Source organism: Mucilaginibacter inviolabilis (assembly GCF_011089895.1).
Classification (GTDB): domain Bacteria; phylum Bacteroidota; class Bacteroidia; order Sphingobacteriales; family Sphingobacteriaceae; genus Mucilaginibacter; species Mucilaginibacter inviolabilis.
On sequence record NZ_JAANAT010000005.1, the window covers coordinates 326,942 to 351,976 of the forward strand.

Annotated in this window: 23 protein-coding genes; 3 read left to right on the plus strand and 20 right to left on the minus strand. The window is 41.6% G+C overall.

The window, feature by feature from the left end; genetic code table 11:
* The first annotated feature begins 100 nt into the window (after positions 1–100).
* Entirely contained in the window at positions 101–721 is a 621-nt protein-coding gene (locus tag G7092_RS28085) for a hypothetical protein (protein WP_166095160.1), read from the plus strand.
* Here the strand turns inward: G7092_RS28085 and G7092_RS28090 are convergent.
* From G7092_RS28090 to G7092_RS28100, 3 genes are all read right to left on the minus strand, one after another.
* A complete protein-coding gene (locus G7092_RS28090; RefSeq protein WP_166095162.1) occupies positions 693–1,589 on the minus strand; it encodes a DMT family transporter in 897 nt (298 codons plus the stop codon). The two genes, G7092_RS28085 and G7092_RS28090, sit on opposite strands and share 29 nt — an antisense overlap.
* 210 nt (positions 1,590–1,799) lie before the next feature.
* Positions 1,800–2,267 carry a DoxX family protein gene (locus G7092_RS28095; RefSeq protein ID WP_166095164.1) on the minus strand — a complete coding sequence of 156 codons (468 nt, stop codon included), beginning with the start codon at positions 2,265–2,267 and terminating at the stop codon, positions 1,800–1,802.
* 83 nt (positions 2,268–2,350) lie between these two features.
* A complete protein-coding gene (locus tag G7092_RS28100; RefSeq protein WP_166095166.1) occupies positions 2,351–2,947 on the minus strand; it encodes a Crp/Fnr family transcriptional regulator in 597 nt (198 codons plus the stop codon).
* Positions 2,948–3,277: 330 nt separating this feature from the next.
* Here G7092_RS28100 and G7092_RS28105 point away from each other — a divergent pair, with 330 nt between their 5' ends.
* Positions 3,278–4,096, plus strand: a complete 819-nt coding sequence (locus G7092_RS28105; protein ID WP_166095168.1) for an SDR family oxidoreductase — start codon at positions 3,278–3,280, stop codon at positions 4,094–4,096.
* An 89-nt stretch (positions 4,097–4,185) separates the two neighbouring features.
* On the plus strand, positions 4,186–5,076 hold the full coding sequence (locus G7092_RS28110; RefSeq protein ID WP_166095170.1) for a helix-turn-helix domain-containing protein: 891 nt from the start codon (positions 4,186–4,188) through the stop codon (positions 5,074–5,076).
* Between the two features lie 148 nt (positions 5,077–5,224).
* Here the strand turns inward: G7092_RS28110 and G7092_RS28115 are convergent, their stop codons facing one another.
* From G7092_RS28115 to tssR, 17 genes are all read right to left on the minus strand, one after another.
* On the minus strand, positions 5,225–5,992 hold the full coding sequence (locus tag G7092_RS28115) for a PoNe immunity protein domain-containing protein (RefSeq protein WP_166095173.1): 768 nt from the start codon (positions 5,990–5,992) through the stop codon (positions 5,225–5,227).
* A gap of 20 nt (positions 5,993–6,012) precedes the next feature.
* Complete coding sequence (locus tag G7092_RS28120) at positions 6,013–7,371, minus strand: PAAR-like protein (RefSeq protein ID WP_166095175.1); 1,359 nt, start codon at positions 7,369–7,371, stop codon at positions 6,013–6,015.
* Positions 7,372–7,409: 38 nt separating this feature from the next.
* Entirely contained in the window at positions 7,410–8,288 is an 879-nt protein-coding gene (locus G7092_RS28125; RefSeq protein ID WP_166095177.1) for a hypothetical protein, read from the minus strand.
* A gap of 2 nt (positions 8,289–8,290) precedes the next feature.
* Entirely contained in the window at positions 8,291–10,162 is a 1,872-nt protein-coding gene (locus G7092_RS28130; protein WP_166095179.1) for a type VI secretion system Vgr family protein, read from the minus strand.
* 171 nt (positions 10,163–10,333) lie between these two features.
* Entirely contained in the window at positions 10,334–10,993 is a 660-nt protein-coding gene (locus G7092_RS28135; protein WP_166095182.1) for a DUF8188 family protein, read from the minus strand.
* Between the two features lie 4 nt (positions 10,994–10,997).
* Complete coding sequence (locus tag G7092_RS28140; RefSeq protein WP_166095184.1) at positions 10,998–12,164, minus strand: DUF4280 domain-containing protein; 1,167 nt, start codon at positions 12,162–12,164, stop codon at positions 10,998–11,000.
* Positions 12,164–13,189 (minus strand): hypothetical protein, encoded by a 1,026-nt coding sequence (locus G7092_RS28145; protein ID WP_166095186.1) that lies wholly within the window; start codon positions 13,187–13,189, stop codon positions 12,164–12,166. The genes G7092_RS28140 and G7092_RS28145 overlap by 1 nt, the downstream gene beginning before the upstream one ends.
* A 1-nt stretch (position 13,190) precedes the next feature.
* Complete coding sequence (locus G7092_RS28150) at positions 13,191–14,945, minus strand: type VI secretion system Vgr family protein (RefSeq protein ID WP_166095189.1); 1,755 nt, start codon at positions 14,943–14,945, stop codon at positions 13,191–13,193.
* 18 nt (positions 14,946–14,963) lie between these two features.
* Positions 14,964–15,587 (minus strand): hypothetical protein, encoded by a 624-nt coding sequence (locus G7092_RS28155; protein ID WP_166095191.1) that lies wholly within the window; start codon positions 15,585–15,587, stop codon positions 14,964–14,966.
* A 2-nt stretch (positions 15,588–15,589) separates the two neighbouring features.
* Positions 15,590–16,483 (minus strand): hypothetical protein, encoded by an 894-nt coding sequence (locus tag G7092_RS28160; RefSeq protein ID WP_166095194.1) that lies wholly within the window; start codon positions 16,481–16,483, stop codon positions 15,590–15,592.
* A 97-nt stretch (positions 16,484–16,580) separates the two neighbouring features.
* Positions 16,581–16,976, minus strand: a complete 396-nt coding sequence (gene tssD / locus G7092_RS28165) for a type VI secretion system tube protein TssD (protein WP_076376519.1) — start codon at positions 16,974–16,976, stop codon at positions 16,581–16,583.
* Positions 16,977–17,054: 78 nt separating this feature from the next.
* Positions 17,055–17,453, minus strand: coding sequence for a type VI secretion system tube protein TssD (tssD, locus tag G7092_RS28170; protein ID WP_076376521.1), 399 nt, complete (start codon positions 17,451–17,453; stop codon positions 17,055–17,057).
* A 105-nt stretch (positions 17,454–17,558) separates the two neighbouring features.
* Positions 17,559–18,128 carry an NAD(P)H-dependent oxidoreductase gene (locus G7092_RS28175; protein ID WP_166095196.1) on the minus strand — a complete coding sequence of 190 codons (570 nt, stop codon included), beginning with the start codon at positions 18,126–18,128 and terminating at the stop codon, positions 17,559–17,561.
* A 110-nt stretch (positions 18,129–18,238) separates the two neighbouring features.
* On the minus strand, positions 18,239–19,618 hold the full coding sequence (locus G7092_RS28180; RefSeq protein WP_166095199.1) for a DUF5458 family protein: 1,380 nt from the start codon (positions 19,616–19,618) through the stop codon (positions 18,239–18,241).
* Between the two features lie 26 nt (positions 19,619–19,644).
* Positions 19,645–20,085 (minus strand): type VI secretion system contractile sheath small subunit, encoded by a 441-nt coding sequence (locus tag G7092_RS28185; protein WP_166095200.1) that lies wholly within the window; start codon positions 20,083–20,085, stop codon positions 19,645–19,647.
* Between the two features lie 95 nt (positions 20,086–20,180).
* On the minus strand, positions 20,181–22,664 hold the full coding sequence (locus G7092_RS28190) for an ATP-dependent Clp protease ATP-binding subunit (RefSeq protein WP_166095203.1): 2,484 nt from the start codon (positions 22,662–22,664) through the stop codon (positions 20,181–20,183).
* Between the two features lies 1 nt (position 22,665).
* Positions 22,666–25,032, minus strand: a complete 2,367-nt coding sequence (tssR, locus tag G7092_RS28195; RefSeq protein WP_166095205.1) for a type VI secretion system protein TssR domain-containing protein — start codon at positions 25,030–25,032, stop codon at positions 22,666–22,668.
* Positions 25,033–25,035: the final 3 nt, after the last annotated feature.

Consider the following 25,035-nt stretch of genomic DNA (forward strand, 5'->3'; position numbering starts at 1 on the left):
TAAATTCGGAAGGCTTAAACTATCTTCGCCATTTATCATCTTAATGATATGATGGATGCCCTGTTAACATCCATTTTTATATACCCCAAAATCCTGCACCATGAAACTGAAATCACTTTTCCTATTACTCATTTTATTAAGTTGCGTCCCGTTTTGCAAAGCCCAGATCTTTAGCGGCGGCCAGCAATGGAATGTAAAACCTATCGATATTGATAACGAACAGATCATCCTGTTCCTTTTTCTCAACGGCAACATCGCTTTTGATAATAATTTAACCGGCCAGGCCGTTTACCGCGATAAGTTTGATGGTTTTGATAACATAGGCAAATTAAAATCTATCGGTAATACCACCTTTACGTATTACGACCGCTTTGACCGGGAGGAGAATTTTGGAAAGATCAAATCGATCGGCCAAATACAGTTCACCTATTATGATCGTTTTGATATGGACAATATAGGCAAGCTTAAAAGTGTTGGCGATATCCGGATAGCCTGGTACGACAGGTTTGACCGTACCGAGCTTATGGGCAAGCTTAAATCGGTAGGTGATATGCCGGTAACCTACTATGACGCATTCGATGGCCAGGAAAGGGCCGGCAAGATCAGATCTATCGGCAATATGATATTTACTTACTACGACAGGTTTGATGGATATAATGCAGGCAAGCTTAAAGCCATTGGCAATAATTTCATTACGGGCGATTTGACGAACCGCTTTTAAACCGCAGATTCATGGCGGCAATGGCCAAAATAATAAGCGCTACGCCGGCCCATTGCAAGGGCATTACGGTTTCGTTAAGGATAAAGTGTGCAAATAAGATGGATACGGGTATCTCTACCGAGGATACAATACTGCCCAGGCCAATACCGGTTTTAGGCAAACCTTTGGTAAACAGCAGAGGCGGCAATATGGTACCAAATAAGGCCAGGAAAGCCCCCCATTTCCAGATCACCGAAAAATTAAAATGCTGTATAAGCTCTATATTCCAGAAAATAATAATGGCTAGCAATCCACCCAAAACCAGGTACATGCTCCGCTTTACACCCGGCAGATGCAGGGCTACTTTGTTTGATGAGTACATGGCCACCGTATAGCTCATGGCCGATAAAAGACCGAATATTAAACCGCGTCCGTTAAAGGATACGCGGGTATCAAAAATATTGGTGGCCAGCAAAGTTCCGGCAATTACGATGAGGGCCGCAATGATCTTTTGGGTTTCGGGAACCTGCCGACTAAGCACCCACTCCAGGATGATACCCATCCAAACGGTTTGCATCAATAAAATAATACAAACAGATACCGGCAGGTATTGTACCGATAAATAATAAAATGTACTGGTGAGCCCCAGGGAAGTGCCGGCCAGCAGCATTTTTAGCTGCGGATTTTTATCGCCGGCCGGGCTTACGGTCTTTTGTTTTTTGCCAAACAAACCCATGATGAGCAAAACCACAAAGCCGATAAAAAATTGCGAAAAAGTGATCTCGCCGGTATGATAGCCCTGGTCATGTGCTATTTTTACAAAAGTGGCCAATACCCCATAACTTGCTGCTCCCAGCGCTACCAGTAATATCCCTCTTATCTTTTCCATAGTATTTATCGTGGCGCAAAGGTCAGCCAAATGCACTACAAAAAACGTTTACAAATGTTGATATTTTGGGAATATTGCTTTCTAATGAAATGAGGCCGTTATTTTTTGTGCATGCTGCCCCTATCTTAATAAAAAAGCCCCTGGCATTCCTACCAGAGACTTTTGCTTTACAATTGGTTGCGACTTATTTAAACAGGGGCTGCTTTGCCTTTATGAATTACTCTTTTTAAAATTTTTGCTGATGAGCAGATCCAGACTGAATTTTCCGCCGCCGCTGATGATAAGGCCGGTAGCTACACCTATCAACAGCAGATGGTATTCAAAACCCTCTCCTTTTTGATTGCCAAACCAGTTCATAAAAAAACCATTGGGAAGGTGCACATTTACGATCATGCCCAGAAAGAGAAGAACAAAGGCTATCGCGAACAGGCGTGTACCCAGGCCCAGCAAAATGAATATGGTGCCGAAGAACAAAAGAAAAATAACCAGGAAGGCTATTATCCATGGCAATCCGGTACTGGTAAAATAACCCATGGAACCCTGGAAACCATGGCCACCAAATGAACCTAAGAACAATTGTGCGCCATGCGGCCAAAGTACAATGGCCAGGGTGAGTCTTAAAACCAGCGAAGTAATATTTATTTCGGTTGCTAATGTTTGCTGCAATAATGCTTTCATATTTTTAATTTTTACGAAGGCAAATTTACCCGGGCAACAAGCAATATTCAATAAACTATATTAAGAGGTAATATTAACTTAGTTTAAGATTTTTTGGCAGCTATGCGGGTTTTCACCTTGCTCAAAAACTCGGGTGTAATACCCAGGTAAGAGGCAATAAGGTATTGAGGTACCCGGTTTTCCAGGGCCGGATATTTTTTTATAAAACGAAGGTAACGCTCATCGGCCGTTGTACTCAGCACATTTAAAATGCGTTCATTTTGGGAGATGATGGCATTCTGATACAAAATCCTGAAGTAAATATTCAGCGCCGGTATCTTCCTGAACATCTCTTCCTTGCCTTCTTTTCTCAGTTTTATCACTTCGCCCTCTTCCATGGCTTCTACATGATACTTGGAGGGTGCACCGGTAAAAAAGCTTTGCAGATCGGTCATCCACCAACCTTCCATGGCAAAGGCGGTGGTATGCTCCACGCCGCTCTCGTCTAAAAAATAGTGACGCAAGCAACCTTTCGTAACAAAAAACTCGGCACTGGCCGGGTATGGCGGTTCAACAAGCAATTGATTTTTACGAAGCTTCCGGATCTCGAGATAAGTGGAAAACAAAGCCGCCTCATCATCAGACAAAGCAACATGCTCCCGGATCTTTTCAATAATAACATCAAACATATGGTGAACCATGTATAGGTTTTGTAAATGTAGTCAATTTGGGAGTAAGGAGTTTTTAGAATAAGGATTTTTGGAACAAGGAGCAAGGATTTGAAAAGTTGAGGTTATTTTATTTTGTCATCCTGAACGCAGTGAAGGATCTATTCTGCGGTATGTATGTCGGCTAATAGATCCTTCGTTCCTCAGGATGACAAATTTCTTTTTCCTTATTCTTTACTCTCCAAACCCTTACTCCTTCCCCCATCTTCCTTAATCTGTATCAGTATTCCCCGGTTCTGTATAAATTATCCCGGAAGGGCCCAAATACCTTTGTACTATAAATTAATTCAAAAAACAAAAACAATGTCAAAGACAATTTTTATAACCGGAGCTTCCCGTGGATTTGGAAAACTTTGGGCCGAAGCATTTTTAAAACGTGGTGATAAAGTAGTAGCCACCGCACGTAACCTGGATACTCTTGCCGATTTGGTGAGCACCTATGGCGATGCCATTTTACCGATACAGCTTGATGTGAACGATCGTAAGGCCGACTTTGCCGCAGTTGAACGTGCTAAACAACATTTTGGCAGCATCGATGTACTGATCAACAATGCCGGTTACGGTCTGTTTGGCGCTATTGAAGAAACCAGCGAGCAGGAAGCACGTGAACAGATAGAAACTAACGTATTTGGTTTATTGTGGATAACACAAGCTGTATTACCGGTAATGCGGGCTCAAGGCCATGGCCATATTATACAGGTATCAAGCGTATTGGGTGTAGCTACTTTGCCTGTTTTGGGTTTATACAACGCCTCAAAATTTGCGGTTGAAGGTTTGAGCGAAACTTTGGCTGCCGAAGTGGCCGGCTTTGGTATTAAAGTAAGTTTGATAGAGCCAAACGGCTTTGCTACCGATTGGGCAGGTGCATCGGCCACGCATACAGCGTCGTTAGCTGCGTATGATGATGTAAAAGCCGCATTCCAGGCCGGACTTACAGATGATGCCTTTGGTATTCCTGAAGCTACATCAGAAGCGGTACTGAAACTGGTTGATAGTGAAAATCCGCCGTTGCGCCTGTTTTTGGGTAAGGTAGCTTTACCATGGGTAAAACAGGTTTATGAACAACGCCTGGCTTCATGGGAAGAATGGCAGCCTGTAGCAGCGGCAGCACACGGCAAATAAGCTCTGTTAATTTTACTTTAACTCAACTAATTAACCCAGCATAATTCATACTTTTAATAGTGTGAATTATGCTTTAATTATTGCCCATCATGAAACATTATAAAAGTTTGGCCCAATTAAGCCTCGACAATGGTTTTACCCCACCAGAAAACCCACTGCTTAACCTGGTGCATTGCGATAACACCTGTGGTATTTTAGAACAGGAGTTTACCAGCGATTTTTATTTGATCGGGTTTAAAAAGCTGATATCGGGTATGTTTTTATACGGACGTACCAAATATGATCATGATAATGGCTCCATGTCGTTTGTAAAACCCCGGCAGGTCATCGAGTTTAAAAATATGAAGTTTGAGCAAAACGGGTTCCTGATATTGATACATGAAGATTTTTTGAACGGGCATCCCCTGCATACCGAGATTAAAAAGTACGGTTATTTTGAATATGAAACCAACGAGGCTCTGCATCTTTCGCCAAAGGAAGAACAGATCATCTGGAACCTGTTCAATGAAATTGAAATGGAATACAACAACAATCAGGATGAATACAGCCGTGATATTATCCTGGGCCATATAGAATCTATCCTGAAATATTCGCAGCGTTTTTACAAACGGCAGTTTATCAACAGAATCACCGCAACGGGTAAAATGGTATCCCGGTTTAATGATGCGCTTTCGGCTTATTTTGAAAAAGGTTATTTGCTGGAAAAAGGCTTGCCTACCGTTAAATCAATGGCCTCCGAGCTTAACCTGTCGCCAAGCTACCTGAGCGATCTGCTGAAACAGGAAACCGGAAAAACGGCTATGGAACTGATACATATTTACCTTATATCCGAAGCCAAAAACCTGCTCAAAGGATCGAACAATAACATTGCCGAAACTGCTTATACCCTGGGTTTTGATAACCTGCCTTATTTTTCGCGTTTATTTAAGAAAGAGGTAGGCATTAGTCCAGTTCAATTCCGGAAACAGATCATGAATTAATCTACGTATTCATGGATTGAAAATATTGCTATGAGGTTAGTTAGTCTTACTCTAAAATAAATAAAGCCGATCGTGATTTGAAATGCTTCGAATCACGATCGGCTTTATTTAAAACTGAGCGTAACCCAGTTGAGGTTTTACTCAATAGCTAATCTTTCCAGTGCACCATATCATAGGGGTAATATGGGTTATCTTTATAACTGCTATCGTCGAGCCCCATTATCTTGGTTACGGCACCGGCTTCCCAGCACCAATAACCCCGATATGCCCGTTCTTTTTTATGGGCATCGTACCAGGGATCATCTTTATGTAGTGCGTACCAATTTTCCAAATAAGTTTTCATCGCCCTTTCAGCTTCGTTTTTGGGTAGCTTGGTTAACGCAAATATCTCACCGTACAGCTTTTTATAAATTACCTCCTCGGGGGCTTTTCCCGATGCGTTTTTAGCGTTGATGATATACCAAAGCAAGCCGTCGGGCTGCCAATCATCAAAGCTCGATCCTTCATCAGACTGGGAAACATAATTAACAATTTTTTTAAACTCTTCATCCGGGATGTTTAACAGATAACCCAAAGAAACCATATCAATCATATCGGCATAAAAAGCATCGGCATCCCAGCCAATTCCATAATAATCCGTGGCTTTTAAAAAATTGTCATAACATATGCTAATGTCATTATTCACGGAGTAATTGATGTACACCAGATCAAGGTATTCCATTGCAATTGCCCATTGATTATAAGGCTTAAGTTTGCCTTCGCTTTTTAGTTTCTCATTATCTTCCGAATATATTTCCAGGTTACGCTGTTTCTTTTTGATCATTGAATCAAAAAAAGCCTCGTCCTTAAACTGAGCCCTGATCTGTTTGGTGGGTTCGGCCTTAGAATTTCCGAATATGCTGTTAAAAAACCCCATTGTTATATATTAATTTATGTTTAAAACCAACTTGCAATTGTTTTCCCCAAACCACTGCCGGCAATCCCGCCTATCACACCGCCAACTATCCCTCCTACAACCGTTCCAACACCCGGACATATGGCTGTGCCTATAATAGCCCCCAACTCTGCCCCGGCTATTCCGCCGGCAAGTCCTCCGGCAGCGCCTCCAACAGCTTCTTTTGTTTTTTCGCCAAAGCCACCTTCTTCTTCATAGGCCGAATATATGTTATAAGCATCAATTGCTACACCAACAACAATGAGTCCCCTACCGGCAACTTTACCGGCAACACTTAATGCCGGCGACCTGGCAATTGCCTGGCTAGCTTTAAACAAGCCATCATTAGCCCCGGTAGCATACTTACTACTGCGAACAGCCTGGGAGAAATTTGACTCTGAAAGCGCGGTTAACGCCTTTGAATTGCGCAAGGACGACCGTACACTGTTCATCATACCACCGGCCCTTGATGTTTGGATCTCCAATGGTTCACTTTGTCCCCGGGTAGCTTTAAAACCACTGTCATTCATCGTCTCAGAACTCATGGTGCCATCTGGCTTTACCCGGGTAACTTCGCGTGTAAGCGTTCCATTATTATTAGCTCTTGCAAATGCTTCTTCATCGGCAGGGTTAATAGCTCCATTGTCAACATGGTTCCTTGTCCACCTGGCACTTAATTCGCGCCCGTTATTCGTATTCGCTATAGAAGCGGTATTATATTTTGTATCAGTTTCTTTGAGGATATCACTTTTTGCATAAGCACCATCTACGCCAGAGGCTGTTGGTTTATCAATGTTAATTACAGGGTGTTCGCTTCTTATATCCCTATAACCTTCCTGCCGGTGGTAAACATTATCTTTCATTTCCCCATAATTACCATGTCTGCGGTAATCGGTAGGGCTGTTGGGGCGTACCAGGCTTATTTTGCCGTTCTCCACATCGTAAATAGTACCTCGTTGTAAAATATCTAAAGTATTGGTATAATCTCCGTAAGTAAATACACCGGCACCGGCGCCAGTGAGTGCTCCATTACTGCTTCCGCTGGGAGCATTAAAGTCAACCTTTATTTTTCCTCCCTTTTTGCAAAGCAGGTTGGCGTCTTCAAACAACAGTTTATAACCATTAACCTTTACCCCTTTATTGGTTTTATCCCAGTAAATGGGTTCAAACTGGCAAGCACCGCCCGTAGCCGAGCACCTGCCCATTGGCTGGATATTTTCGCCGGGAATCATATCCATTTCACTGGCTAAATACTCACCATATATTTTGGTATTGTTATGATGGGTAACCTTAAGCCTGCAGGGGCTTGAACCTTTATCGCAGGTAAGGCAGCTATTATCCGGGATATATTTCTTTGACATCTTATATAACTTTAAGGCGGTGAAACACTTCCTTTATATTATACCATTAGCACACTATTTTTAAAAATACCGGCTTTTTTGCTACTTGATTTGGGCAATTCAGCTTGCTCTATCCGCTTACATTGATGCGCGTTTACAACGGTGTAAAACGATGGCACGTGTAACTGTAAATACAGATCGGCACTTTGTAATACATTATTTTTAAACAGATATATCTCCTCCATTTCTGTTTGCAGATCAACCTTTAAATTATAAGTATTGGTGAGATCTTTCATCATTCGCACAAAAGATTTCCGGTCAAACTTTTCGTTATCGATCTCTGCACTATTGGTTGTTTTTATCCAGTCGCCCGTCTGCTCGTTATGAGCGTTAATGATCAAGGGGAGATCAACCAAACCAAAAAAGCTCTTAAGCAATACCGGATATTCTTCGACATTCTCCAGCTCTTTATAAAAAGGTTGAAAAAAACACCGATAATGACTATAACCCATAAAATTTTGCAAAAAGCGTTTGGGATCTTTCAGCAACTTTTCGGTTTCGGCAAGCATTACTTGAATACCTTCGCGATTTTGGTATTTATTGGCAATTTTTGCCCGGTAGCCATTATTCCATTGCGTTAAAAAGCTGCTAAAATTATCAATACCAATAAATTTTCCTTCCAGATTGGTAATAACCTGTACCGGCGATTGCAGCCATTCCATATCAGCAGCCCAGTCATGAATCAGTGCTGATCCTTCCATGGTTTGATCAAGCAAAGTGTATTCAAAAACCCTTTGCTTCTCATCCTCGTTGATCAGTTGTATCTGTACCCATCGGTCCTGTACAAACTCTAATACTTTTGTACCGGCAATGGTACGGTTAGACGATGTAACCTGATACCATGCATTTTCAAAATCGGTTCTAAATGATAGCTTCATGATCAGGATTGATTAATTTCCACATCAGCTGCGATGATATGCGCCAAACTACCACCATCGATATGCATTTTATCAGTTGAGCTGATCTCGGCCGTTTTGCCCGAAGCTGAAATTTTACCAGCAGGCGCATCCATCGTTACATCTTTTGCAGTAGCTGATAGTTTTACACTCTCTGTTTCGCTGGTAAACGAAATGTCTTTTTTGGCATTGGTGGTAATTCCTTCATCCTGAGCAGTAACCCCGATGGATTTTTTGGCCATCATGCTAATTATGCCATCGCCACCGCCTTCTTTAGCAGGCGCTGCCGTTATGTTTATGCTATTGCCGGCGTTTATATTGATATCTTTTGATACCAGGGTAATGGTATTGGGAGCAGAAATGGTCACCGTTCCATCGCCATTAAGGGTAACCACATTACCGCTAGGGTCTTTAACGTTAACACTGCCATTACTATCATCCAATATCACCGTATTACCGCTCCGGGTGGTAAGTGCTTTCACTTTATTGTTTTGGTTACCACCGCTACCCGTTTTACCACTAAACATACTGCCTATAATAATAGGGCGCGCGATGTTACCTTCTTCAAAGGCAACCAAAACCTGGTCGCCAACTTCCGGAATAAAAACAAATCCCCGGTTCTTACTTACTTTGTCAGAAGTACCGGCATCCGGGGCAACTACCCTTAACCATTCTGTAACATCGTTTGATTGGCATTGCCATTTGAACTTTACTTTGATACGTCCATGTCCGTCCGGATCGGCATTGTCGGTTACATCCGCCAGCTGCATATCCGGGTTGGGTTTGGCTGCTTCGTTTACCGGCAGCCGTTCCGTGTCGGCTGTTACGCCTTCAAAGGTATTCTGGTAGTGGCCTACGCCATCTATCTGGTGATATACCGCTGTAACCAGGAACTTGCCAAAATCCTGCAATTCGAAACTTGTGGCTCCGCGCATGCTGGTGCTCACGTTTAATACTTTGCCCAGGCCTACCTGCGGGTTATCCCCATTGCCGATGATGTTCACCAGTTCGGCTATCTGTGCTTTTTGCTCGTTGTTTACAAAATCGCTGATCTCTTTTTGCGAGTTCACCCGTACTTCCATCGGGCCATTGAATACCTTGCTGAATACTTTGTTCGAGGCACTTATCGCATGCGATACATCCGGGTTACTGCCTGCACCGCCCTGCGGTTCGGCTTTCAGCAATTCGTCCTGTTTGGGGATATAAGCAAATTTGTTTTGTTTTAGCGGGGCTATCTGCATGGCGTATTGCAGGCTGTGCAAATCTCTACCGTAGATCAGGCTTACTTCTTCCAGCTTATCTGGTTTACCGAAGTTCAGTTTTTGGCCATCGTAGTAAAACCACTCATAGTATTCGGCCGACAGCCGGTTGATAAAATCGTAATCGCTTTCCCGGTATTGGATCAGGTAATCTATCGGGGAAGTATTGGTGGGTTTGATATTAAACTTCAGATCGTTTTGGGGTGCATCCTGTGTGGCCAGCTGGATGATCGTTTTCAGATCTTTATTCAGGTACGAGCCCAGGTCAGGGCCACGGTCTATCAGTATGCCCGGACTAAAACCGCTGATCAGGATATCCCCATGAAAACCATGGCTCTGTGATAGCTCTACTTTGGTTACTATACCGCTAAAAATATTTTCGCTCCCGCTGGCTACCCCAAACTGTACCGTTATATTCTTGCCGATAAAATCTTTGGAGTTTTGTAGTGTTACCTGGTTGTATTCTTCAACCTGGTCGTGGTTAAATCGTAACTGGAACGTGTGGTGCTCGTTAAAACGCTGATCAAGGTTAAATGTTGAAAAGTGAGTTATCGAAGTCCCTTCTATGTTGATATCAACTATTAATTTCTTTTCCATAATTCCCAGGTATGTAAGCCCTGGGGCCATCAACTGGCCCCGGGCAGAAATAATTTATCACTTTATTATCTCCCTCAAAAGCAATATTGCATGAGGGTATATATCACATTTTTTTTAGATTATATTTTGAACTGACTTGTAATTTTTGATGAGTACATGATACCCGACACTTCATGATTTAGTATCACCAAACATTTTTTTAAAATCCTCCTTGGTTTTTATGTAAGACAGATAATGCCATGCATTGTAATGAAATAACCATGCTTTAAATTGGGCAGCATCGCCTTTAAATTCATGTGTTTCCTGAACAATGTTAAAAAATGAATCATTTTCGGCATTATCGGCTGTTGGTGAATGAAAATATAGGACAGGAATGGGCTTTTCTTTTGTTCCATAAGTTGGGTCGGCCAGTTCTGTTTTATTAACCATACCAATTATTTTTTCCTGTTTTTTATCCATATCTACTGCGGCATAATGGCCAAAAACCTCATCATAAGTATTCTTATTAAAAAAGTAAAAAATGCAGAAAAACTTTTTTTGAGCTTCATCATAGAACAACAATTTGTGCTGATACACGTAAGCTGTATTGTCTGCCGAAGACAAGTCTGATTTTCCTTTTACTTTAAAATAGCTTGTCGAGTCTTTATAATTACTCATTACCAAACTAACAGAATCACAATTATTGATGTATTTATCGGCAAATGCCTGCCCATCATTTACGCTGGTATCCTTATTATCCAATTTATCAACAAAAAACCTACCGATAAACCGGCCAAATAGTAATCCTATGGCCAATAAACTCCCGGCAGATATTAAGAGTATTTTTTTCATGTGTTTAACTTTTCCCTTTATTGGCTATTATGCCGATGTTATTTTCAGCGTCTTTTCCGGCGGCCTCATTACCAATTTCTTTCACTTCTCTGATTAGCTCCACCTTCTTATCTTTATAATATTTAGCTATATAATGATTACCAACAGCACCGGCAACACCAAAACCTAAACCAACACCTAAACCAACGCCTGTATGTAAAAATTCGCTGCCAAAGGTTTTTTCGCCAAAACCGGTCAACTGGCTGGCTACTTCATAGCTGGCTCCCTGGTCCATTAATTCTCTTATAATTGTTTTGTTTTGCTCGGTAATGGCCTCTACTACATCTTTGGTGCCTTTACCGGCCCCTGCCACTGTACCCACCGTGTTATCGCGTGTGCCGTTATGCCAGTCGGTTTTATTATCGTCTTCTTCTGTCGCGCTCTCGTTAGCTAATGTCTCATCATCATTGCCATCATAATATTCATAACCGGCAAACGCAACTCCAATAGCAGTACCTAAGGGGTCGCCAAGGGTACTAAAACCATTTACAATACCCATCCAAAGCTGTTGCTCATTATGTTCGTCTAATTCTTTATTATTATTGGCTGAAAATTTCAGAGCTACTTCGTTGGCTATCGCACTATCTATAAATGGTTGTATGAGCCCCTTTTTGGTACACTTTAAGATAGATTTTTGAAGAATGGCTTTTTTTCCGTCTATGGTTACGTGCGGGTGCTGATCGATCCACATAGAACCGGCATCCAGCGTGCAATCACATTCATGAGCTTGCTTATATTCGCCAATAAGGTATGATATAGGACTAACCAGGGCAGCGCCAAGAGAGCCAACCACAGCAGTTGTTATTGCAGCCTCTGCCATACCGGCAATTATTACCCCCGCAACGCCACCTGTGCCAACGATAGCAGCAACTATTACCACGGCAGCAGCAACTGCCAATAACCCCACAGCAATACCCAAGCACATTGATGCCAATCCATCAAAGAATTTAGCCGGTGATTTACATTTAAAAGTATCGCTGATTTTTTTATCATCTATATTTAATATCAAAGCACTCTTCCTGATAATTTTAACATCTTTTTTGGAGCGTGATATACCCAGGTTCTGCGGTTTCGTTACTGTCATGAGTGTGCAGTTAACCAGTACGCCCGATGGTAAATAAGAACTTCCCATTATGATATTCTCCTTATTTTGTAGTCAACAAATAATTCGATATTATTTTTAACTTCTTCTGTTATGCGCATGCTTGCCCCATCCAGTAAATTATTATCCCAATTGTATACTGCATCGGTATTATGCTCATAATTGTACTCAGAAAACATATAGCCTATTTTAGGTTTATACCGATGGTCGTATATCCTCTCAAAATCCTTTATATGCGGGCTATTACCGTTTAGTTTGGCCTGTTTTGATATATTAATATGAGATGGGGTTTCATTTAGTACCATCTGTGTAACATCGAAATCCACAGGTAAACGATCAAATAATTGTGAGTAATAAAGTTTTCTGTAAGGGTTAAATGAAAGATTACTGCTCACCAGATAGGTATCAAAAAACAGCTCAAAAAAAGGACGCGTTTTAAGTTCCAGTAAAATGCTCTCTTCGTTTATTTGCTTTTCTGTTTCGGTAAGATACAACTCCAGATTTTTTCTAATTTCAGGTGTCTTCAAAAAGGAGGTATTATCCTGTATTTTTTGCTTAAAAGCCATCCATTTTTGTCTGATAGCATCCATATTAGTAATGCTTTTTATTTTGCCGGTAGTTTTATCTACCACTACAGATACATTACTTTTAATACGGTCTATTTCACTAAGCACATTCGAGCTATCCTGTAAATAAGATGGCTGTACTGTTAAAACACTATCAGTTAGGACCACGTCTACCATATATTGGTTATTGGTCACATATTTTTTTATATGATATTCCAACTTGGTTTCGGCGTGATTTTCAATAATGCCGTCCAGTTTAATTACGGTTAGCTGCTCACTTCTGTAGATAGATTCTCCTTCTTTAAAAAGTGCCCCTTCTTTTTTTTCAAAAGATTCTTCAACAATAGCCGGTTCGTTTTTAGATTGCATATCATCCCCTCCCAATAAACTCCATCGATTACTGCTATGTGTAGCTGTAGATGATTGATCAAGAGGCTGGCTCAGATCATCATCGTCCATTAAAAAACTAAATCTTTTATCGTTGTTCATCTTAGTTTATAAAAGTGTTTTTGCTATCAATAACTATCTGTTCCGGAGTTAACGTAATTTTACTGTTGCCACATTGGATTGTTATTGATTGCTTGGCTGATATTATTATAGATCCGTTTTGATTTTCTATTTCGACACCATTGCCCCCAGTTTCATGTATGATCTTTTTCAATGCAGACACGCCAATAAGTCCTTCGTCGCTATTCATTACCATCGCGTTTTGACCAGTTTGATGAGCGATGATTTTTTTGGCTGTAGTTTGAACCAATCCCTGCCCTTCATGCACGTGCAGCATATTAGCGCCAGATGTGGCCAGCGCCAAAGCATGCTCTGCATCATTAAATTGCAAATGGCTTCCTTTTCGTGATGTCATCCCTTTAATGTTGCTGTCGGTAAAGCCGCCGCTATCTACGTTATTGCTATGATAAACACTTCCCATGACCACTGGCCGGGCTATGTTGCCTTCTTCAAAAGCAATAATAACCTGGTCGCCTTTCTCAGGGACAACTAAAAACCCTCTGTTTTTACCCGTATCGCCACTACCCGCGTTAGGACTTACCACCCGCAGCCATTCGGTATCGTCGTTCGACTGGCACTGCCATTTGAATTTTACCTTGATACGTCCCTGTTTATTCGGGTCGTTATTGTCGGTTACATCCGCCAGCTGCATATCCGGGTTGGGTTTGGCTGCTTCGTTTACCGGCAGCCGTTCCGTGTCGGCTGTTACGCCTTCAAAGGTATTCTGGTAGTGGCCCACGCCATCTATCTGGTGATATACCGCTGTGACCAGGAACTTGCCAAAATCCTGCAATTCGAAGCTCGTGGCTCCACGCATGCTGGTGCTTACGTTTAATACTTTGCCCAGACCTACCTGCGGGTTATCCCCATTGCCGATGATGTTCACCAGTTCGGCTATCTGTGCCTTTTGCTCGTTGTTTACAAAATCGCTGATCTCTTTTTGCGAGTTCACCCGTACTTCCATCGGGCCATTGAATACCTTGCTGAATACTTTGTTCGAGGCACTTATCGCATGCGATACATCCGGGTTACTGCCTGCACCGCCCTGCGGTTCGGCTTTCAGCAATTCGTCCTGTTTGGGGATATAAGCAAATTTGTTTTGTTTTAGCGGGGCTATCTGCATGGCGTATTGCAGGCTGTGCAAATCTCTACCGTAGATCAGGCTTACTTCTTCCAGCTTATCTGGTTTACCGAAGTTCAGTTTTTGGCCATCGTAGTAAAACCACTCATAGTATTCGGCCGACAGCCGGTTGATAAAATCGTAATCGCTTTCCCGGTATTGGATCAGGTAATCTATCGGTGAAGTATTGGTGGGTTTGATGCTAAACTTCAGATCGTTTTGAGGGGCATCCTGCGTGGCCAGCTGGATGATCGTTTTCAGATCTTTATTCAGATACGAGCCCAGGTCGGGGCCACGGTCTATCAGTATGCCCGGACTAAAGCCGCTTACCAGGATATCCCCATGAAAACCATGGCTCTGCGATAGCTCTACTTTGGTTACTATACCGCTAAAAATGTTTTCGCTCCCACTGGCTACACCAAATTGTACCGTTATGTTTTTCCCGATAAAATCTTTGGAGTTTTGTAGTGTTACCTGGTTGTATTCTTCAACCTGGTCGTGGTTAAATCGTAACTGGAACGTGTGGTGCTCGTTAAAACGCTGATCAAGGTTAAATGTTGAAAAGTGAGTTATCGAAGTCCCTTCTATGTTGATATCAACTATTAATTTCTTTTCCATAATTTGGTAGATAATCCCTTAGTCTTTAAGTGGCCATGGGCAGAAATAACTTATAATTTTATACTGGCCCTTTATCCTCCCAAACACAAAACCAAACGAGGTTTCTTTGCCATTTTTTTGTTCGTACTGCTGTTGCAGCTCATATAAGGTGCTGCCTTTATCAGTTGCTTTTTTTAAGGTGATGTAGTAATTTTCGGTTGTTGTATTATCAATTTCAGACAGATCATCCTCCCGGCTTTGGGGTATTAACCGCAAGGCATCTTTACTAAAAATAGTTTCTTCATATTTCGGATACTCGGCAACGCTCACCAAGCCCTCTGCCGGATTTATGGTGGTTGACTTCATATCTTCGGCAGTCCATTGAGGTTGTGTTTGCAGCGGAAAATAAAACATGGTTTTTAGCTGTGTTTTATCTCCTGTTTTTACCGCGGTTTTAAACTTTTTAAGAAACGCCCTAAATTGTTGTTCATCATTATTTTTAGTAGGGTTATCTGTTTTAACAACCTGATCAGCCTGTTGTCCTTTAGAAGCAATACTATCCGCTGACTTATTTTGCGCAGACGTATTACCCTTGCAACCTGTGGTAGCACAAGCCAGCATCATAAGCTGACAAACCAAAATATATGTGATCTTTTTTATCATGATCAACTTCTTGGTATACTGATAATGGCCCTGTCTTCCATTCTTTTTAATATGACCGCAGCGCCCAGCTGCTGCGATACGGCATTAGCATCAAAAACACGATCCCTAACGTACTTGCCTTTGGTGTAATGGTTGGAAAAACTCCAGAGGTATGGTGAATGAATTCCCTTACCGGCATAGCCAAAACCGTTGTAACCTTCCAGCTTTTGCAGTATGAAAGGCAGGCTCCAATTATTTACTTTATCGTATTTCATCAATTTAAGGGCATCAACCGCGCTCTCTTCGAAAGTAAACGGTGGACCATGCCCAACTTTTGGCCGGTGTGCAGGTACTTGCACTGTGTAACCACTTAAAGGATCGCCGTTATGTAAATGCTTTTTAAAGCTGAATGAGCATTCCAGGTAATGTACACAGGCAATAAAATACCAGGGGATAGAAGATCCACCACCGAAAAAATTAACCGGCGAATAAACATCGCCGCCCAATAAACTGGTGCTGTCAAAAAAATTGTTACCAAAAATAGTATTGGTTTGCGGCTGCGCTCCAACATTTAACAAGCTGTTGGGTTGTGCTGCGCCTACTGTTGACAAATTAAGCGAACCCGCATTAAATCTGTCAAAATAAGAAGTATAGCTGGAAGCAAACAGGTTTTTATTTGCCGGCGGAAATAAAGTACCATTACCTAACCGAACCAGGCTTGATATGTTTTCATACCGAGTACGGTTTACGGTTACATTTTCGTCAATTATTTTATCAACCTGGGCAACTTTTTCTTTGTTTATTACACAGGTATTAAAAAGCAACAAGTATTCCATAGCCGTTGGTATGGATGACTTTTTTACCTTTTTTTTAGTGGTAGGTACAGGTGCACGCGTTATTCTTTTCTTCTTTTTCATAGGTGTATCAAAGAAATAAATAAGAACAAACTAAAAAAATACGGAGAAAATACTTTTACTTACTTTCTCCGTATTTTCAGTTCATATAAACAACGGCTTATTTAGGCCAGTCGTTTTCGTGCTGGGCATTGCCCATTTTTAGTTTACGTGCCGATATAACAAAGCTTAATGACATTGGGTTGTTACCAATGATAGATATGCCTTCGTTATACTGGATAATGTAACCTTCTTCAAAAGTCAACTCCTTCATTTTGGCGTCTTCGTCTGATTTTTTGAAGGTGATAGTTCCGTTGATTGGTTTGTATTGATTATTAACCATTGATTCGATAACCGAGGTATCTTCAGTTGATTCTACTTCAACTTGTATGGTACCACCGTAAACACCAGATGACGGACGGCCTTTTGCGTCCACATCTCTGTTTAACGAAAAGCTGCATTGCAGCACATCAAATTCTTTTGATGATCCGAGACTAATTCTTGCTTTGAAAGCCATGATTCTAAAAATTTTAAAGTAAAAAAATAACAGGGTGCTTAAAGCACCGGTACAATTTGGTCAAAAAAATTAATTAATTTAATTTTTGCCCGGCCAGTCATTTACATGCTCGGCACTGCCTAATTTAAGCTTGCGTGCTGAGATTACAAATTTTAGGCTCATTGGAGTAGATCCAGTAATGTCAATCCCTTCAGAATACTTTACAATGTAACCATCTTCAAAAGAAAGCTCTTTCATTTTAGCATCTTCTTCAGATTTTTTGATCAGCAAAGTACCTGCAATAGGTTTGTACTGGTTGTTTACCATCGACTCGATGATGGAAGTGTCTTCGGTTGATTCGATCTCGATATCGATCGTACCACCATAAACGCCGGAAGATGGGCGTCCTTTTGAATCAACATCGCGGTTAAGCGCATACGAGCAAGTAAGAACATCGTAATCCTTGCCCGAAAAATTTAATCTTGCTTTGAAAGCCATAACGATAAATTTTAAAGGTTAATAATTTAAAAGAATACAGTTTTTCTGTATCCCTTATAACTACAAATAAGAATTATTATTGTTTTGCGAATATTATTTTTTTTATCAAATAAGTTTTAACCCAAACGAATATAATTTTTGCAGCCACTTTTTGCTGTATTCGTTTTGCAGGGAGTATAGATGCCCTATAGTGCTGGTATGCACGGGTTTTATCTGACGTTTTTCGAGAATTCCCTTTTTGATAGCTAAGTAAGTAGGGTGCTGATTTTTTTGCCAATCTTCCCAGGCCGGCTCATCCAGTATAGATATTATTCTGGCAGATTTTCCACTAAAGTTAATATCCATACGCCCGGCAGGACTTATAAATACCTGGTCGGGCATAAATATGCGATCAAAAAAGCCTTTGATGCGGGTATTGATGGAATCTTTATAAACAGGGCAAAAAATAGCGATATGTGTAGCCCATTTTAACATGCTGATGGATTGCAGCAAATCGGGCTCGGTATCAGTATTGGGCAGGGCAAACTGTTTATTGGGGTTAAATTTTAAATCGGCAATAACCAGCTCTTTTACAACAGTGCCGGCTGCTTCCGCCCCATCTTTATAAGCGCCAATCAATGCGGCGGTATTTTCGCCTTTATTAATGTCTGCATTAATAATCAATAGTTGCCTCATTGGCTACAAACATAGCCAGTATTTAACAATAAATAAAGCTGACGGCGAACTTAAATTAACATAAAACAAAAGAGCCACTTAACAGATGCTAAATGGCTCTTTTGTTTTTATTATTGCTGTTTATATTCGGTATCCCAAGTGGTGCTGTCATCTTCACCTTTTTGACCATCAAGCTTTACCACGAAGCTTTTAGCCGGAAAGTATGGGGTGATATTAATATCCAGGTGTATACGGTCTTTCTGTTGCTCATCGCGTTCGAAACGTACAATTTTAAAACGCTCGATCAGCCTGTCGGGGCCCTGAATATTATCGAGGAACTTTACGATTTGCGAGCGCAGGTCCTGCTCGGTTTTAGAGTTCCAGTTTTCAAAAGCACGGCGGTTCAAAAAATCGAACAGTACTTTGGTGATATAATCAAATACCCGAACCACAGAGTAGGTTTGCAAACCAATATTATCGCCATTGAATAATGTTTTGGCCGAAAATGCCATTACCTTACCATATTCATTAACCATAGGCACCAAACCTACACGCTCCAGGTGTGATATTTCGCTTTTCTTCAAATCAAACCGCACGCCATCAACCTCATTTACCGCACCGTGTTTTTTACCGGCGGTAACCTGCGACATTAAGGTATAGTACATTTTACCGGCCAAGGCTGCTGAGCCTGGTACGTACAGATCTTCTTCTTCACCTGCTTCTGACACTTTGCCCCTACCTACCAACCAGTTACAGGTCATGATGGTGTTTGATTTAAAGGCATCGCCACCGGTTAAGTTGGCTGCGGTAAACAAATCCACCACGTCATCCGGTTGTTCCAGATCGGCAAAATCGGTAACCAGCATTACCTTGTTATCATAAGCAATTTTTGACCAGCGCTCCACTACTTTATTGGAACCCAGATAACCAGGAATAACTAGTATAGAATAGTTTTGGCGCAGGTCCAAACGATCGTAATTTTGTTTTAATTCGTTGGCGGTAAACTCTATAAAACGTGGATTATCCAGCTCTTTCAATTGATCGAGCGAGGCATTCATCACCACCACGTTTTTCAATTTATCAGCCTCGGTATTTTTATAAAACAAGTGAACCGAGCGGTAAGCCTGTTCCAGTTCGCGTGTGGCCTGTAGCGTATTTAATAGGTTCTGGTTTAGGTTCTCTTCGGTACTTTGCAGGTTTTCGGTGCTTTTTTCAATGATGTTACTTACCGAATCACCATTTTCCAGGGCATCAATCCATTGGTTAAGTTTTAATTTTAACTCTTCGCGCTCCGTTTTCTTTTCATCATCGGTTAAAAATATCTGCTTGCGGGCTTTGCGTTCGGGGTTAAGGTTCTGCAAACCTTCAATAGTAGCTTCCAGCAGGTCGAAACCACCTACTCGTGAAAGTTTTTCAAGACTTGATGATAGCGATAGCTCCTCTTTTTCTTTGGGTTTATAAGCCTGACCAGATGACTGATCATTAAGTATCTGCTCGTTGGGTGTTGCCATGATCGTGTTTTTATTTGTTTAGGTTATTATTGCTCCAACTCTTTAACTATACCCTTCAGCGCGTCAATAAAAGCCTGTTTGGTTTCGGCATTATCAAGGGTTGTTTTTAACGTTTTATTTGTTTTTAACTGCTTAATAATATTCTGATACATTTCGCGCTGAATATTGAGCTTACGCAGATAATTACTTTGCTGAACCAATCTTTTGGGAGCAAAATCGCCCAGATTAGCAAAATGAAAAGTTTCATTTACGTTTGATCCGTCTATTTTATCAAACGCGACATTAACTTTGGGTTTGTAGTGTCCAAATACCTCTTCCACATTTTTCAATCCTTCTACCTTTTCGGGTCTAAGCGGCTCGTTATCTGTTAGTTTCTGGATAAATAATGTTTTATTAGGGGCTATATCATTAAATGCTTCTGAGGTATCGACTTTCTTCTCGTTTCCTCCTATTTCGTAGTTAAACATAGTTTCTTAATTAAATGATAAGTATAGAATTGTAAATATTAATAATGTAATTACTTGCAAATTGTTTTACCGTGCCTTAATTCTTTCAAAAAGAGTTACTTAATATCCCATAACAGCTCATCGCTGTCTGTATTTTTACTTATGATCACGCTATTTCCCTTTTTTAACTCCCCGGAAATAATATATCGTGAAATAGGTCTACGCAGCTGGTTACGTATCACACCCGATAATTGCCTTGCGCCGTATTTGGGCGTAAAACCTTTCAAAGCCAGCATACTTTTAGCTTCATCACTGATCTGCATGCCAATGCCCATTTTTTCGAGCGCCAACACCAGGCTTTTGAGTTGTATATCAAATATCCGGACTACATTTTCTTCGGATATTGGGGCAAATGGTACAATTTCAGACAAACGCGCTAAAAACTCCGGACGGAAATTTTTACCCATCACTTCCATTAATTGCGATGATGTGGGCATATTGCCTTTTTGTATTTCGCCGGCAACCCACTCACTGCCGATATTGGAAGTAAACAGGATCAGTGCGTTGGAAAAATCACCCTCTTTGCCTAATCTGTCATGCATATGGCCTTCGTCCAGTATCTGCAAAAAGATATCAAATACCGAAGGATGTGCTTTCTCGATTTCATCAAATAACACCACCGAATATGGCTGCTGGCGGATCTTATTTACCAGAAGACCACCTTCTTCATAACCTACATATCCCGGAGGCGCTCCGTACAATAAAGCCGCGGAATGCTCTTCCTTAAACTCCGACATATCAAAGCGGATCATGGCTTTTTCATCGTTGAATAAAAACTCGGCAATTGATTTAGCCAGCTCTGTTTTACCTGTACCGGTTGGCCCCAGTAAAAAGAACGAACCGATGGGCTGTCCCTTTTTATTTAAACCGCTTCGCGATTCCAGGATAGCATCTGATACAGCTTTCAGAGCCTGATCCTGCCCTACCACGCGTTTCTTTAAAAAGCCTTCCATATTTAAAAGCCTTTCTTTTTCCTGGGCCTGTATCTTGCCTAGCGGGATGCCTGTTTTATAAGATATGATAGCTGCGATATCCTGCTTATCAACAATTTCGGTTTTATTGCCGGCCAGAGCTTCCAACTGGCTTATATTCCGTTCGAAATAAGCATTGTACTCTTCGGGTGTTTCCAGGCTTTCTACCTGGGTTTCATCCTCCAGTTGCCCTAGTAATACCGCGCTGATTTTATTACGGAGTAAAGAATATAACCATTTGTAGGATATGATCAGCTCCGGATCATCCTGGCTGTTTTTAAGCTCCTCAAAACGGGTGCGCAGTTCGGTCAGTGAGGTTACCGAAGTATCATTCATTAGGCGGATAGCGGCCATAGTACGGTCGAGCAGATCAAAAGCGGCATCTGGCAGGCGCCTGTCTTTCAGGTAGCGCTGTGCTAACCGAACACACTCTTCCGCGGCATTCGCATCCACTTTCAGATTATGATGTACCTCATAACGGGGCACCAGCTTTTTCAGCATTTTTATAGCTGTGGCTGTATCCGGCTCATTTACCTGCAATACTTCAAACCGGCGACTAAATGCTTGTTCGGGTTCAATAACTTTGCGGTATTCATCAATAGTAGTAGCGCCTATCACGGTTATTTCGCCCCGGGCCAATTCGGGTTTAAGCAAATTGCCTACACCGCCACCTATCGGGCCTTTATTGTCTAATAATGTGTGTATCTCGTCAATAAACAGAATGGCCTTATCCAGCTGTTTCAGCTCCCGCAAAATGTTTTTGAGTCGGTCTTCGATCTCTCCTTTGTAGGATGCCCCGGCTATTAATGAACCCAGGTCCAACTCATACAGTTGTACATTCTTTAGTGAATCAGGCACCTGGTTATTCACAATATCTAAAGCGAAACCATCAACCAGCGCCGTTTTACCTACCCCGGCATCGCCGGTTATCATCACATTAGGCTTGGTACGGCGGCTCAATATCTCCATAACCATGCGGGTTTCCCGCTCGCGGCCAATAATAGGGTCTATCTTATCTCGCCGGGCCAGTTCCGTACGGTCGATACAATATTTCAGCAAAGCACTGTTTGACTTTGTTGGGGTATGTCCACTATCGCTACCTTCATTACCCGCTGTTTGTACCGCTTGCTGTATCTCCTCGTTGCTCAGGTAAATATCCAGCAGTTCCTTTTCTTTTACAGGGAACGATTTAAGCTGGTTCACATCAAAACCAACATTAGGTTTAACCAGGGCAATAAGTACACAAACCGGAGTTATCAGATCAACCCCAAGTTTAATACGCACATTATCGGCCTCTTCAAACACCTGCCTAACGGCGTTATTTCCCAGCATTTCGTCGGGTACGGTAATGGCCGGTGCATACTCTTCTATCCTCACATCGGCCCAATCCTGTATATAGGCAGCGTCTTTACCCAAAGATTGTAACATGCCACGCAGGCCTACTTCCTGATGCATTAAGCCTTTTAACAGGTGCGCCGGCCCAAACTCTTTATGGTGATACTCCTTTGCAAGAGACTGCGCCACCCTAACGGCCGTTTTTACTGATTCGCTGAGATTAACTACATTCATGCTATTGCAAATTGGCCTGGGTTACGTAAAAATAAGTTTTGCCGTTTGATGTAAAATGCTGGTTAACCAACACCGAGCGCTTAACCCGTTCGCTGCTATGCACCAAGAATTTGATGTATGCCTCAAACTGTGCCTGCGGCATATCGCCCCTTAAATCGGCAACTTTGGTATTCAGGAAACTATTTTTACCCGGTAAAGGCAAGCCAGTAACCGTTTTAAAGTAGGTACCTAAGGCCATATCTTTAATATCGCCTTTTGACATTTTTTGGTTTAATCGTTTCCGGATGATATCAACATAGTTCCTGAACAATTTTTTACGATAATCAGAAGCATCCTGCTGCAGGTTTTCGCCTATCATCAATGACAAGATATCGGTTAACTGGTTATACTCCTGTTCGTTTAATATCAATAAATATTGTAATTGCCCCGGATGCTGGCTTACAACATTTGCCGGTAGCTGCGCATTAATGAAATATTTAAAGGCGTTATGCGGCATATCATTACCCAGGTCGTTCGCTACCGGGCTTACCTGCGCAATTACTCCTGGTTGTACATAACGATTTTCGCGCCCGGTAAGCCTGAAGGCACTATCCAGTGCATGTACCTGTGTTGTGATATCATAATCTGTTTCCCGCATCAAACGATCAACTGATAAACGCATAGCCTGGTTGGTTTTTACAACACCTTTTGGTGGAAAAACAACGGCACCCTGTATCATACTGTTTTTAGGATAATCCAGGTAAAAGGAGATCGAATCGGAAAGCGAAGTATTGAACTGTTGTACATTGCTTAAGCCTTCGCCTGTGATCATACGTTGTTTTTTAAGATCAGCCAGTTTTATAGCTGATTGCGAAACAATTCGCCTGGCCTGTATCACAAAATCATTATAGATAGGATTGTAATCACTAAATACCTGTATAGCCAGTAAACGGGCATCAGCAGCAGCTACCTGATCGGCTTCATTGGCAATATCATCTGCATTATAATCTGCCGACCCGGTGGTACCTATAAGTACAATCAGGTTGGTTTCGTTGGTATGCCCTTTAAAGAGGCTTAAAGCCGTATTTATTCCCTCAAACACCGGCTGGTTTTGCAAGGTAGTACCACAGCCATTGGTTACGGATGCTTGTTTGTCAAAATACTTTACAAGTTCCCGGTAATCGGTTGTAAAGTTCATTTTATTGATACCGCCTGAGGGGCAATCCTGCGCGTTTCTGTATACCACGCCACCGTACATCATTTGATTACCTTTTGCATGGGCATTAAATATGTTTTCAAACGATTGAATAGTACTGGTTATTCCGGAGAAATAGCTACGCATGGTACTGCCACCATCAACCACAAAAACAACATTTATATGATGGATATTTTTACGGATGTTGAGATAATCCAGGTATTTGAGATGACCACCCTTAACATTAAGAATGCTATTATTCGATTTGTCATACACATCTACCGCCAGTCCGGTTCCTAATTTATCATTTTGGCTTAGTGCATTTCCGGTAATTACCGGTAAACTCCGCAGTACAGGCTCATCCGGTGTTATCAGGGGATCAAATTTAAAATAGGTGCTGGTAGCTGGCGGGGCTGCTACCAATATGGCCTGATTAATAGCCGTTGCTGCTGAATCGTCAGCATCGGTAATATTATTTTTAGCCGAGCCAATGTATAAACGGTTACCCCAGTTATGTAACGCATCGGCCGCTACCCATCCATAAACGCTACGGGCGGCGCTGTCGGCTACAAGCTGTCCTTCAGAACCTACCAGCATCTTTTTACCATCGTCTGATTTTTTGAATACATACACGATGTTATTTAAAGCAAGCTTTGTTTTTTTACGCTCCAGTTCTGGTGAGGTAAATACATATAAGGAATCTGTTTTGTCGTAATAAAAATCGGGCATCAAGAGCGGATTTTTACCACTGATAACCGCTATATATTTACTGGGATAGGTACCCTGGTTAATGAATGCCGATTGCCACAATAAAACTTTCGATTTACTGATCCAGCCATAGCTTTGGCTTGATTTTTTATTGGTGAGCTTACGGCCCTGTACCATTCCGGGCTGATATTTGATCAATTTTATATAACCATTTCTTTCCTCACTTACATAAAACGGATCCATGAATTTTAGCTTTTTCATGATCAGCGTACCTCCTGGTGAGGTATAAGTATAGTTCTCGTCGCGGTCAGAGAAAACTATCCATGGCAAACCGGTCTTATCAGCGCTGTTATAGATATTGGTGTTTTCATTCGGCTTTTCAAATGCCGCGGGCAGTGTTACTACTTTCTTACTGATGGAAACCGGCGACTGCGCATTCACCGAAAAGCAGGAAAGCAGCAGTAACATTATTAAAATATTTTTCATTTT